Source organism: Pseudomonas sp. L7 (assembly GCF_046605565.1).
Lineage (GTDB): Bacteria > Pseudomonadota > Gammaproteobacteria > Pseudomonadales > Pseudomonadaceae > Aquipseudomonas > Aquipseudomonas wayambapalatensis.
In genome coordinates this window covers 1733376-1745840 of the sequence record NZ_CP176784.1, presented here as the reverse complement: position 1 = coordinate 1745840, position 12465 = coordinate 1733376, and the positions used below count along the sequence as shown (strand labels likewise).

Sequence of the window (12465 nt, the reverse complement as noted above, 5' to 3'; positions counted from 1 at the left end):
CTTTGACGAAACTTGAGTGAAAAGCGCTCAGGGCCGGGATGGACCGAGCAGCTGTTCCTTGAACGGAAGATCAACTGGAGAGCTGATCCCACTGGACATCCACTGACCGGCAAAACCGAGAATCAGGTTCTTCGACCAGTCAGCGACCAATAGAAATTGTGGTATCAGGCGTGATTCCTGCCACCACGGATCCTGTTGTACCGGGCCCAGGCTGAGCAGCCCGACGGCCACCACCACCAGCAAGGCCCCGCGCGCGGCGCCGAACGCCATGCCGAGGAAACGATCGGTGCCGGACAGCCCGGTCACGCGGATCAGCTCGCCGACGAGGAAGTTGATCATCGCCCCCACCAACAGGGTGGCGACGAAAAGAATGGTACACCCGGCGATGATTCGTGCCGAGGGTGTCTGGATATAGCTCTCCAGGTACTGCGACAGCGACCCGCCGAACATCCAGGCGACCGCGCCGGCAATGATCCAGATGAGCAAGGACAAGGCTTCCTTGACGAAGCCGCGCTTGAGACTGATCAGTGAGGAAACGGCGACGACCGCAATGATCGCCCAATCAATCCAGGTAAATGCCACGGTGCTGCCTGCAGACGTTTGAGGCGGCGCATTTTAACAGAGCGAAGGGCTTGGGGTAAGCGGAATGTCACGTCGCTGAAGGCCTGCAGCCTGACTTCCAGGACAACTTTGCCGCATTCGCGAAGGATGGAATCCGAACGAAAAACGGCCCTGCCCGACCTGCATCAATGCGCAGATCGGGCAGGGCCGTCCGGATTCAGCCTCGTTCCGGCTGGAAACGAACCACGATACCCTTGAGATTCTGCTGGCGGTTGATCACATCACGCACACGCTCGGCTTCAGCGCGGTCGATCAGCGGACCGACGAACACCCGATTCATGCCGTCAGCCGAACGGATGTAGGCGTTGTAGCCCTGACTGCGCAGGGTCTTCTGCAGGTTATCGGCCCCAGCGCGGTTGGACAGGCTGGCCAGTTGGATCGACCAACTTACCGGCAGACCGTTGGCGTCGATCTTCGACGCTGCCGCCGGCTTGCTTGCACTGGCGGTGGCAGCAGGTGCCGGAGTGGCAGGCTGCACCGGGCGCGTTTCAACTTTAGCGGCAGGCGCTGGCGGCTTGACCACCGGCACCTGGGCGACCTGCGAAGGCGACGGAGTGATCGGCTGGCTTGGCGCGCTGACCGGCGCAGTGGACTCATCGACCACCACCGGCGCTTGCTCCGAGGGATCGGGCAGCGCCTGGGGCTCCGGCACCTGCACAGGCTCCACCTTGACCTCAGGCAGGCTTGGCATGGCCGGCGCCTGGGGCGCCTCGACACGCACCTGGCGCATCTCGTCCTCGCGGGTGAACAGCATCGGCAGGAAGATCACCGCCAGCGCCACCAGCACCAGCGCACCGACCATGCGCTGCTTCATCCCTTTATCCAGCACTGCCATCTACTCCATCCTCCGGGGCCTGCCGCTCGAGCCATTCCAAGGCTTGGCCGACGCAGAAAAACGAACCGAACAGCAGGATCTGGTCATCCGCCGTTGCCTGTGCACACTGCCCTTCGAGGGCTGCGGCGACACTGGCATAAGACTTCACCGTAGCACCTTCGTTCGTCAAGGCGGTGGCAAGTTCGGCAGCGGTGCGGCTGCGCGGGGTGTCCAGAGGGGTTACCGCCCAGTCGTCGACCAGGCCCTGCAATGGCGCGATCACGCCTTCCAGGTCCTTGTCTGCGAGCAGGCCGAAAACCGCCAGGCGACGCCCCTTCAGCGGGCGTGCAGCCAGGCGGCGAGCCAGGTACTCGGCGGCATGCGGGTTGTGCCCGACATCCAGCAGCAGCTCCACCGCCTTGCCCTGCCAGGTCAACTGGCGACGGTCCAGGCGACCGGTAATGCGGGTATCGAGCAATGCCTGGCGAACTTGCGCTGCCTGCCACGGCAAACCCATCAGCAGATAGGCCTGCAGTGCCAGGGCAGCGTTTTCCATGGGCAGGTCGAGCAGCGGCAGGTCATGCAGCTCCACCGACTGACCATCGGTCGCAGTACCACGCCAGCTCCAGCGGCCTTCAGCGCTGCCAAGGTCGAACTCACGCCCACGCAGGAACAGCGGCGCAGCCAGTTCGGCGGCCTTGTCCAGCAGCGGCTGCGGTGGGTCCAGGTCGCCGCACAGCGCCGGCTTGCCCGCACGGAAGATGCCAGCCTTCTCGAAGGCCACCAGTTCGCGGGTATCACCCAGGTAATCGACATGGTCGACACCGATGCTGGTCACCAGCGCCAGGTCGGCATCCACCACGTTCACGGTGTCCAGACGGCCACCAAGGCCCACTTCGAGTACCACGGCATCGAGTTGCGACTGCTGGAACAGCCAGAACGCCGCCAACGTACCCATCTCGAAGTAGGTAAGGGAAATCTCGCCCCGCACCGCCTCGACGGCGGCGAAGGCTTCGCACAGTCGCTCATCGCTGGCTTCGACGCCATCGATCAGCACCCTTTCGTTGTAACGCAACAGGTGCGGCGAGCTGTACACGCCGACCTTCAGCCCCTGGGCACGCAGCAGCGAGGCGACGAACGCGCAGGTCGAGCCCTTGCCGTTGGTGCCGGTAACCGTCACCACCCGCGGCGCCAGCCGACCGAGCGCGAGGCGCGCCAGCACCTGCTGCGAACGCTCCAGGCCCATGTCGATGGCCGAAGGGTGCAACTGCTCGAGGTATGCGAGCCACTCGCCCAGAGTACGCTGGCTCATCACGCGACGACGGCCGCTTCTTTCGCCTGCTCGGGGGTCGGTTGGCCGGTCATCTGGGCCAACAGGCGGGCCAGGCGTGGACGCAGCTCATGACGGGAGATGATCAGGTCGATGGCGCCGTGCTCCAGCAGGAACTCGCTGCGCTGGAAGCCCTCTGGCAGTTTTTCGCGCACGGTCTGCTCGATCACACGCGGGCCGGCAAAGCCGATCAACGCCTTCGGTTCGCCAACGATGACATCGCCCAGCATCGCGAGGCTGGCGGATACACCACCATAGACCGGGTCGGTCAGCACCGAGATGAACGGGATGCCCTCTTCACGCAGGCGCGCCAGCACCGCCGAGGTCTTGGCCATCTGCATCAGCGAGATCAGCGCTTCCTGCATGCGCGCACCGCCGGAGGCGGAGAAACAGATCATCGGGCAACGGTTTTCCAGGGCGTAGTTGGCTGCGCGCACGAAGCGCTCGCCGACGATGGCACCCATCGAACCCCCCATGAAGGAGAACTCGAAGGCGCTGACCACGATCGGCATGCCCATGAGGGTACCGCTGACCGAGACCAGCGCGTCCTTCTCGCCAGTCTGCTTCTGGGCAGCGGTCAGGCGATCCTTGTACTTCTTGCCATCACGGAACTTCAGGCGATCGACCGGTTCCAGGTCGGCACCGAGCTCGGCGCGCCCTTCGACATCGAGGAAGATGTCGATACGCTCACGGGCGCCGATACGCATGTGATGGTTGCACTTGGGGCAGACGTCGAGTGTTTTTTCCAGCTCCGGACGATACAGCACGGCTTCGCAAGCCGGGCACTTGTGCCACAGGCCTTCCGGCACCGAGCTCTTCTTCACCTCGGAACGCATGATCGAAGGGATCAGTTTGTCTACCAACCAGTTGCTCATGCTCTATTCTCCCGTTTTGGCCGCTGGCGGGCTTGCTGTCGCCTGCCCTGCCCCGACCCTTGAGCTCAAATTCGTGTTCGAAACGACGATGGACCGGTCACGGGGACCACCCGCGCACCACTCCACCTTCAACCTGTACGCCGACGCCCCTGGCGTCGCGTGTTCTGATGACCAGCCCCACGGGGCCAGCCGGGCAGCACCGGGCTGCGATAGCTATGGACGATGGCACGCCGCCAACCGTCACATCCACCGTCACGCCGCGCGGACCGCGCGCATGAAGGCTTCGATCTTGCTGGCATCCTTGATGCCCTTGGCCTGCTCGACGCCGCCACTGACGTCCACCGCATAGGGTCGAACCTGGGCAATGGCCTGGTCGACGTTGTCCGCCGACAACCCGCCCGCGAGGATGATCGGCTTGCTCAGGCGCTTCGGCACCAGCGACCAATCGAAGGCTTCGCCAGTCCCCCCCGGTACGCCGGCCACATAGGTGTCCAGAAGAATGCCACGGGCGCCGGCGTACTGCCGGCAGGCGGCCTCCAGGTCATCTCCGGGGCGCACTCGCAGGGCCTTGATCCAAGGGCGATGATAGCCTTCGCAATCAGCGGGAGTTTCGTCGCCGTGGAACTGTAGCAGGTCCAGTGGAACCACCTCGAGGATCTCGTTCAGCTCACAGCGTGACGCGTTGACGAACAGCCCCACCGTGGTCACGAAGGGCGGCAACTGCTCGATGATCGCCCGCGCCTGGCGCACATCCACCGCGCGCGGGCTCTTGGCATAGAAGACGAAGCCAATGGCATCGGCACCGGCCTCGACGGCGGCCAGCGCATCTTCGATGCGGGTAATCCCGCAGATCTTGGTGCGGACGTTGCTCATGGACGACGAACCTTGAGTGATCGGTGAAGGGCCGGATGTTAGCAAATGACGTTTCGCCCGTCAGTCTGCCAACGCCTCGTAGCCTGTAAGAAAGTGTGGGCCGATGTAACGCTGCGGCAGGGCGAACTCTTCCGGATACTCCACCTGCACCAGGTACAGGCCGTAAGGGTGCGCCGTCACGCCCCCCTCCCGACGGTTGCGCCCCTCGAGCACCTCACGGGCCCACTCCACAGGGCGCTCGCCAGCACCGATGGTCATGAGCACACCAGCGATATTGCGCACCATGTGATGCAGGAAGGCCGTGGCACGTACATCGAGCACGATCATCCGACCATGGCGGGTAACACGCAGGTGGTGGATATGCTTGATCGGCGACTTGGCCTGGCACTGGCTGGCCCTGAACGCGCTGAAGTCATGGGTGCCGAGCAAGTATTCGGCGGCCTCGGCCATCGCCGCGACATCCAGCGGGCGGTGATTCCAGGTCACCTCTTCGGCCAGGTGCGCCGGACGGATCGGATCGTTGTAGATGACGTAGCGGTAACGCCGGGCGGTGGCCTTGAACCGCGCATGGAAGTGCGCAGGCATCGTCCGCGCCCAGACCACGCTGATGTCATGGGGCAGGTTGAAGTTGGTGCCCAGGGTCCAGGCACGCTCGTCACGCACTGCACGGGTATCGAAGTGCACCACCTGGCCGCAGCCGTGAACGCCTGCGTCGGTGCGCCCGGCGCACATGACACTGATCGGCGAGTCGGCGACCTTCGACAATGCCTGCTCCAGCGCCTGCTGGACACTGGGCACGCCGCTGGCCTGGCGTTGCCAGCCGCGGTAGCGCGAACCTTTGTATTCCACGCCCAGGGCGATGCGCGAGTACCCTTCAGCCGCCGATTCGGCCGCGTCGATGTCGTTGATGTCCAAGAAAGCCAAACCTGTGGATGAAACGAAAAGGCGGCCATTATAACGACAACGGCAGCCCTCAGGGCTGCCGTTGTCCGATCGGGGCCAGCTACGCGTCAGACCAGACGCGACAGCATGTCCTGCGCCTCCTGGCGCTGACCGTCGTCGCCATCCTTGACCACCTCGTCGAGGATATCCCGGGCGCCCTGGTGATCGCCCATGTCGATGTAGGCGCGAGCCAGGTCGAGCTTGGTGGCCACTTCGTCGGTGCCGGAGAAGAAGTCGAAGTCCAGGTCATCCAGGGCTCCGGGCTCGAGCGCCGCATCCTCGGCAGTGAAGTGCGGCTCCAGCGACGGCGATGCCAGGCTCTGCGACAACTTGTCGAGCTCGGCGTTGACGTCACTAAGCTCCGAGGCGAAGTGCTTGTCGGCCGGCGATTCGTCATCCAGCGACAACGACAGGTCGAAGTCGTCCGGCAGCTCGAGCTCGGAAATCGGGTCGAATTCCGGAATCTCGTCGAAGGCAGCCAGCTCGGCAGCGACATCCACGGGCGCCTCCGGCTCGGCAGCAGGCGGCGCGGCTACCGCAGGCTCACCGACATCCAGATCGAAGTCCGCCAGATCATCCAGGCTTTGTGGCTCGGATTGCGCCTGAGCCTGCGCCAGCAACGCTTCGAAATCGTCGTCGGCATCACTCTCGGCGACCGGCTCGGGCTGAATCGCCGGCTCAGCCACGACCCCGAGCGCTTGCGTCGCATCAGGTGCATCCAGCACCGGGGCATCGAGCGGGTCGTCGAGCGTCAGGTCATCGTCCAGACTCAGGTCGAACGCGCTGTCCAGATCGTCCGTGGCGGTGGCGGTCACGTCGTCGAGGTCCGGCACGCTGTCCAGCTCAGGCTCAGGCTCGGGCGCCACCGTTACCGCTTCGTCGACAACCGGCTCGGGCTCTGCGGCAGGTGCAGCCTCGTGCTCCTGAAGCAGCTCCTGCACATACTGCTCGTCCATCTCCGCCGCCAGCGCAGCCGCGCCGAGCCCTGCCACCGCTGCAACACCGAGCATGGCCGGATAACGCTGCTTGAGCCCCTCGACTTCGCCCTGGTTCTCAGGTGTACCGGGCAACTGACGCTCCTGGCCGGCGAACGCGTCCTGATCACCTTGGCGGGCGTAGACTTCCATCAGTTTCAGGCGCAGGTCGCTGCGCTGCGGCTCAGCAGCCACCACCGGCTCCAGCAGAGTCGCGGCGTGGTTCAAGCGCCCCTTGGCGACACTCTCGTCGACCTCGGCCAACAGCGCCGCGTGCGGATCGGCATCAGCCGGAGCGCTGGCAACGACTGGTTTTTCCGCCGCAGCCGCGGCTGCAGCAGAGGCCGCCACCACGGCAGGCGCCAAGGTCACGCTCGGCGCCGAGACATCCAGCCCATCGAAACTGCTGGGCGGCAGGTCCAGATCCGGACCGCGCTCACCTTCCTCGGCCAGGGCCCGCGCCATGCGCAGGTGCTTCTCGGCTTCCTGCTGGGCCTTGCGCTTGCGCGCCAGAAGCAGCAACAGGAGCAGCAACACGAGGAAGGCCGAGCCCGCCAACAGCGCCAGCAGCAGCGGATTGCCCAGCAGTTCGTCGAGTACGCTCGGTTGCTGCTCTGGCGCCACCGCTGCTTGCGGCGCAGTATCCGCCGCTGCGGGCGGTGGCGTGACCGCAGGTTCGCCAGGCGCCAGCTGGGCGTTGACCACCGGCTCGACCGGCGGCGTCGCGGCTACAGGTGCTGCCGGCTCGGCGGCACCTTGCGCCTCGAGACGCGCCAGTTGGTCGTTCTTCAATTCGATCAGACGCTGCAGCTTGTCCAGCTGGCTCTGCAGGTCGGTCATCCGGCTCTTGAGTTCTTCGTTGTCGCGGCGGCTGGTATCCAGGCTTTCCTGGGCCACGGCCAGCTTGTCGCTGAGGGCCTTGGCACTACCGGCACCCGCCTGGGTGCCGGGCGCAACCAGCCGCAGGTTATCGCCCTGGGCGATACGTGCAGGCGCGGCTTCGGCGGCACCTCGACGGGTAGCGTCCAACTGCCGCGCACGCGGCCCCAGGCGCCGACCTTCGCGCCAGGCCGCGTACTGCTCGGAAACCTCGCGGATCGCCTCGCCCTGGGCGATGCTGCGGATCTGCTGCTGGTCAGGAAGACGCAGCACCTGACCGGTCTTGAGCTGGTTGATGTTGTTGCCGATGAAGGCATCGGGATTCAGGGCCTGGATCGCCAGCATGGTCTGCTGGATCGAACCGCCGTGGGTGTTGCGCGCAGCGATCTGCCAGAGCGTGTCGCGCTGGCGCGTGGTGTAGCTGGCGGCGCTCACCGCCGGGCTGATGGTGCCCTGGGCAGGCTTGGCGTTGGCCTGTTGTGGCTTGTCGAGCGCCACGTTGTAGTCACGCAACAGCCGCCCTTGGGGCCACATCACCTGAACCAGGAACTTGACCACCGGCTCCGGCAGCGGCTTGCTGGATGTCACGCGCAACACGCTGCGACCGTTGGGGTTGATCACCGGCGTGAACGTCAGGTCTTCCAGATAGGCGGGCAGCGTCACCCCAGCCTTGGCGAACTCCTCGGGAGGGGCCAGGCTCGGCGCCACTTCGGCGGCGGTGAGGTCGCGCACATCGAGCAACTCGATCTCGGCATCCAGCGGCTGGTTCTGCGCCGACTTGAGGGTCAACTCCCCCAGGCCAAGGGCATTGGCCATGCCGGACGACAGCGCCGATGCGGCCGCGATGGCCAGAACCAGTTTGCGAATTCGAAGCATGACCTCTTCCCTTGTATGAATCGTCCTAAAAACCTGCCAGTGGTGTAGGACAAAATTGCTGGCCAGTATCTTTTACGCCATTTTTTTTATCAACAATTGCGCCAATTGCACGGCGTTGAGCGCCGCACCCTTGCGCACGTTGTCGGTGGTCAGCCACAAGTTGAGTTGCTGATCCTCATCGATGCCATGGCGTACACGACCAACATAGACCACGTCTTGGCCCACTGCGTCACCGACAGGGGTCGGATAATCGTCATTTTCCACACGCTCGACGCTGACAGCGGCATCCAGCGCCTGGTTGACCGACTGCAGATCGACCGGCTGACGGCTCTGCACCGCCACACTGAAGCTATCGCCGAAAAACACCGGGACTTGAACGCAACTCACGGAAATCTTCAGTTCAGGCAGCCCCAGCAGCACGCGCAGTTCGCTGACCAGGCGACGCTCCAGCGTTGCATGCCCCTGCTCATCGGTGGCACCCACCTGCGCCAGCAGGTTGAACGCCACCTGGCGATCGAAGAAACGCGGCTCCAACGGGCGGGCGTTGAGCAGCTCGGCCGTCTGCCGCGCCAGCTCGTTCACCGCCTCGCGCCCCTGGGACGAGATGGCCAGGCAGGCCATCACCTGGACCCGCTCTATATCCAGCAACCCCTTGAGCGGTGCCAACGCTACAGCCAGAGCAACAGCGGCGCTGCTTGGGCTGGCCAGCAAGGCTGGCAATGCAAGGCTGTCCACGACCTCGCCATTGGCCTCCGGCACCAGCGCCAGCGCGTCATCCAGCCCGCCCGACAGATCGATCACCGAGCAGCCGGCCTCGCGTGCCTTCTGCGCAAAACTGCGGCTGACTGCAGCACCTGCTGCGAAGAACGCCAGCTTGACCTGGGCGAAGTCGAAGCTGTCCACCTCACGCACTCGCACCTTCTTGCCGGCGAACATCACACTGCTGCCCGCCGACTCCATGCTGGCCAGCAGGTGCAGGGTCGCGACCGGGAACTCCAGCTCCTCGAGAATCTGCACGAGGGTCTCACCGACGCTGCCGGTGGCGCCGACAACGGCGATATCTAGGGGTTGGCTCATGGTTTGGCTCCTTCTGCGGGTACGGCGGGAGCGGCACTTTACTTGATTGCCGCACAAACAAAAAACCCGCGCTGTCTCCAGCACGGGTTTTCGCTCAGCTTGAGGCGATCAACGCTCCAGCAGAATCCGCAACATGCGACGCAGTGGCTCGGCAGCGCCCCACAGCAGTTGGTCGCCGACAGTGAAAGCCCCCAGGTACTGGGAACCCATGTTCAGCTTGCGCAGACGACCGACCGGAATGTTCAGGGTACCGGTCACGTTGGTCGGACTCAGTTCCTGCATGCTGATCTCGCGCTGGTTCGGCACCAGCTTCACCCAGGGGTTGTGCTGGCTGATCATGCCTTCGATATCGGCGATCGGCACGTCCTTGTTGAGCTTGATGGTCAGGGCCTGGCTGTGGCAGCGCATGGCGCCGATACGTACGCAGATGCCATCGACCGGAATCGGGCTCTTGAAGCGGCCGAGGATCTTGTTGGTCTCGGCCTGCGCCTTCCACTCCTCACGGCTCTGCCCGTTTGGCAGTTCCTTGTCGATCCACGGGATCAGGCTGCCGGCCAGCGGCACGCCGAAGTTCTCGGTCGGGTAGGCTTCGCTGCGCATGGCTTCGGCAACCTTGCGATCGATGTCGAGGATCGCGGTGGCCGGGTTGGCCAGATCGTCGGCCACCGCGGCATGGGTCGCCCCCATCTGCTTGATCAGCTCGCGCATGTTCTGCGCACCAGCACCGGAGGCCGCCTGGTAAGTCATGGCGCTCATCCACTCGACCAGGCCGGCTTCGAACAGCCCGCCCAGGCCCATCAGCATCAGGCTGACGGTGCAGTTGCCGCCGATGTAGTTCTTGGTGCCAGCGTCCAGCTGCTGGTCGATGACCCTGCGGTTGACCGGGTCGAGGATGATGACCGCATCATCCTGCATGCGCAGGGACGAGGCGGCGTCGATCCAGTACCCCTGCCAGCCGGCTTCGCGCAGCTTGGGGAAGACCTCGTTGGTGTAGTCGCCGCCCTGGCAAGTCAGGATCACGTCGAGGGTCTTGAGCTCTTCGATCGAATAAGCGTCCTTGAGCGGAGCAATATCCTTGCCCACGTTCGGGCCTTGGCCACCCACGTTGGAGGTGGTGAAGAACACCGGCTCGATAAGGTCGAAGTCCTGCTCCTCCAGCATCCGCTGCATGAGCACGGAACCGACCATACCGCGCCAACCGATCAGACCTACACGTTTCATCGCAACTACACCTTTGCTAAAAAGTGGGCCGCCATCGAAGGGAAACGATGGCGGGCCAGAGAGATTACAGATTCCGCAGCGCTGCGACTACTGCGTCGCCCATTTCCTGCGTACCGACCTTGGTGCAACCGGCCGACCAGATGTCGCCGGTACGCAGCCCCTGATCCAGCACCCGGCTCACAGCCTGCTCGATCGCCTCGGCAGCGGCCTGCTGGTTGAAGCTGTAACGCAGCATCATCGACACCGAGAGGATGGTCGCCAGCGGGTTGGCGATGCCCTGGCCTGCGATGTCAGGCGCCGAGCCGTGGCATGGCTCGTACATGCCCTTGTTGTCGGCATCCAGCGAAGCAGAAGGCAGCATGCCGATGGAACCGGTCAGCATGGAAGCCTCATCCGACAGAATGTCACCGAACATGTTGTCGGTCACCACCACGTCGAACTGCTTGGGTGCTCGCACCAGCTGCATCGCGGCGTTGTCGACATACATGTGGCTCAGTTCGACGTCCGGATAGTCCTTGGCCACGTCTTCGACCACTTCACGCCACAGCTGGCTGGAAGCCAGGACGTTGGCCTTGTCCACCGAGCACAGTTTCTTGCCGCGCACGCGAGCCATGTCGAAGCCCACACGGGCGATGCGGCGCACTTCACTCTCGCTGTAGGGCAGGGTGTCATAGGCCTGGCGCTCGCCGCCTTCGAGTTCGCGCTGGCCGCGCGGAGCACCGAAGTAGATGCCACCGGTCAGTTCGCGGACGATGAGGATGTCCAGCCCGGAGACGATCTCGGGCTTGAGCGACGAAGCGTCAGCCAGTTGCGGATAGAGGATCGCCGGACGCAGGTTGGCAAACAGGCCCAGTTGCGAACGAATCTTCAGCAGACCGCGCTCAGGACGGATATCACGCTCGATCTTGTCCCACTTAGGCCCGCCGACGGCGCCGAGCAGCACGGCATCGGCCTTGCGCGCGCGTTCCAGGGTTTCGTCAGCCAGCGGTACGCCGTGCTTGTCGATGGCCGCACCACCGATCACGTCGTGCTCCAGGGCGAAGCCCAGGCCGAACTTGTCGTTGGCCAGTTCCAGCACCTTGACCGCCTCGGCCATGATTTCCGGACCGATGCCATCACCTGGGAGAATCAGAATCTGCTTGCTCATGCTTTCCTCTATTCATTCAAACAGCGCGGCCCGTTCAGCCACGCCGAAAACTCTATCGCTCGGCCCACAGCACCAGGACATCGGTGCTGAAGGAGCCATCGGCTTCGATCTGGTAATACTGCCGCACTTCCTCGCCCATCGCCTGCTGCAACTGGCGAATGGCCACACGCATCGGTTCTGGGGTTCGCATGCGCTCCACCCAGGATGCGAACTCCAGACGCAGGCGCTGACGGCTATGGCTGCGCGTGAACAGCCCTGCCTCACTGACCTGGCGCTGCCACTGGGCGGCAGAATAATCACGCACGTGGCTGGTGTCGCGCAGCACCTCGACGCTTTGCAGGTAGGTATCGAGCAACGGGCTGCCCGGCGACATGACATCGACGAATGCCGCCACGCCACCGGGCTTGAGCACCCGACGCACTTCACGCAGGGCCAGGCCCAGGTCGCTCCAGTGATGTGCCGAATAGCGGCTGAAGACGAAGTCGAACGATGCGTCGGCGAACGGCAGACGCTCGGCGGCGCCGCGCTCGGTGACGATATTGCCCAGCCCACGCTCGCTGGCGGCCTTGGCAACCACGTCAAGCATCGACTGGGAAAGATCGTATGCCACCACTTCGGCCACCAGTGGGGCCACGTGAAAACTGACATGACCAGCGCCACAGCCCAAGTCCAGCACGCGAGCAGCGCCCTGCCCTTGCAGCTCGGCCTGCAGCAGGGCGAACTCGCTGCCCTGGGCATGCACGGTGCTGCTGAGGTAGGCGCTGGCCTGCTCGCCGAACTGGCGCTGGACTACTTCGGTGTGGCTGGTACCCGTCATGATTGAATCCTTTTGGTTT

At 64.3% G+C, this 12465-nt stretch carries 11 protein-coding genes; all 11 read right to left on the bottom strand.

Annotated features, from left to right (window positions below; all coding sequences use genetic code 11):
• Positions 1-27: 27 nt before the first annotated feature.
• A complete protein-coding gene (locus tag ACK3BK_RS08230; RefSeq protein ID WP_411384082.1) occupies positions 28-582 on the bottom strand; it encodes a CvpA family protein in 555 nt (184 codons plus the stop codon).
• 196 nt (positions 583-778) lie between these two features.
• Complete coding sequence (locus tag ACK3BK_RS08225; protein ID WP_186722458.1) at positions 779-1456, bottom strand: SPOR domain-containing protein; 678 nt, start codon at positions 1454-1456, stop codon at positions 779-781.
• Positions 1440-2747, bottom strand: a complete 1308-nt coding sequence (gene folC / locus ACK3BK_RS08220; RefSeq protein WP_186707927.1) for a bifunctional tetrahydrofolate synthase/dihydrofolate synthase — start codon at positions 2745-2747, stop codon at positions 1440-1442. The genes ACK3BK_RS08225 and folC overlap by 17 nt, the downstream gene beginning before the upstream one ends.
• Positions 2747-3640 (bottom strand): acetyl-CoA carboxylase, carboxyltransferase subunit beta, encoded by an 894-nt coding sequence (gene accD / locus ACK3BK_RS08215; protein ID WP_054893105.1) that lies wholly within the window; start codon positions 3638-3640, stop codon positions 2747-2749. Before accD ends, folC begins: the two co-directional genes overlap by 1 nt.
• A 252-nt stretch (positions 3641-3892) precedes the next feature.
• Positions 3893-4513 carry a phosphoribosylanthranilate isomerase gene (locus ACK3BK_RS08210; RefSeq protein ID WP_411384081.1) on the bottom strand — a complete coding sequence of 207 codons (621 nt, stop codon included), beginning with the start codon at positions 4511-4513 and terminating at the stop codon, positions 3893-3895.
• 60 nt (positions 4514-4573) lie between these two features.
• Positions 4574-5428 (bottom strand): tRNA pseudouridine(38-40) synthase TruA, encoded by an 855-nt coding sequence (gene truA / locus ACK3BK_RS08205; protein WP_189665229.1) that lies wholly within the window; start codon positions 5426-5428, stop codon positions 4574-4576.
• Between the two features lie 95 nt (positions 5429-5523).
• Complete coding sequence (locus ACK3BK_RS08200; protein WP_411384080.1) at positions 5524-8184, bottom strand: FimV/HubP family polar landmark protein; 2661 nt, start codon at positions 8182-8184, stop codon at positions 5524-5526.
• Between the two features lie 72 nt (positions 8185-8256).
• Positions 8257-9261, bottom strand: coding sequence for an aspartate-semialdehyde dehydrogenase (locus ACK3BK_RS08195; RefSeq protein ID WP_411384079.1), 1005 nt, complete (start codon positions 9259-9261; stop codon positions 8257-8259).
• A gap of 108 nt (positions 9262-9369) precedes the next feature.
• Positions 9370-10482, bottom strand: coding sequence for an aspartate-semialdehyde dehydrogenase (asd, locus tag ACK3BK_RS08190; protein ID WP_411384078.1), 1113 nt, complete (start codon positions 10480-10482; stop codon positions 9370-9372).
• A 64-nt stretch (positions 10483-10546) separates the two neighbouring features.
• Positions 10547-11629, bottom strand: a complete 1083-nt coding sequence (gene leuB / locus ACK3BK_RS08185; RefSeq protein ID WP_186707937.1) for a 3-isopropylmalate dehydrogenase — start codon at positions 11627-11629, stop codon at positions 10547-10549.
• Positions 11630-11681: 52 nt separating this feature from the next.
• The gene (locus tag ACK3BK_RS08180) at positions 11682-12446 is read right to left on the bottom strand and encodes a class I SAM-dependent methyltransferase (protein ID WP_186666783.1); all 765 of its coding nucleotides are present in this window, start codon (positions 12444-12446) and stop codon (positions 11682-11684) included.
• Positions 12447-12465: the final 19 nt, after the last annotated feature.

Bases quoted from the DNA above. Each gene is read 5' to 3' on its own strand.
- accD (WP_054893105.1), bottom strand. From the start codon at position 3,640: ATGAGCAACTGGTTGGTAGACAAACTGATCCCTTCGATCATGCGTTCC.
- ACK3BK_RS08210 (WP_411384081.1), bottom strand. From the start codon at position 4,513: ATGAGCAACGTCCGCACCAAGATCTGCGGGATTACCCGCATCGAAGAT.
- ACK3BK_RS08180 (WP_186666783.1), bottom strand. From the start codon at position 12,446: ATGACGGGTACCAGCCACACCGAAGTAGTCCAGCGCCAGTTCGGCGAG.
- asd (WP_411384078.1), bottom strand. From the start codon at position 10,482: ATGAAACGTGTAGGTCTGATCGGTTGGCGCGGTATGGTCGGTTCCGTG.
- folC (WP_186707927.1), bottom strand. From the start codon at position 2,747: ATGAGCCAGCGTACTCTGGGCGAGTGGCTCGCATACCTCGAGCAGTTG.
- ACK3BK_RS08200 (WP_411384080.1), bottom strand. From the start codon at position 8,184: ATGCTTCGAATTCGCAAACTGGTTCTGGCCATCGCGGCCGCATCGGCG.
- ACK3BK_RS08195 (WP_411384079.1), bottom strand. From the start codon at position 9,261: ATGAGCCAACCCCTAGATATCGCCGTTGTCGGCGCCACCGGCAGCGTC.
- leuB (WP_186707937.1), bottom strand. From the start codon at position 11,629: ATGAGCAAGCAGATTCTGATTCTCCCAGGTGATGGCATCGGTCCGGAA.
- ACK3BK_RS08225 (WP_186722458.1), bottom strand. From the start codon at position 1,456: ATGGCAGTGCTGGATAAAGGGATGAAGCAGCGCATGGTCGGTGCGCTG.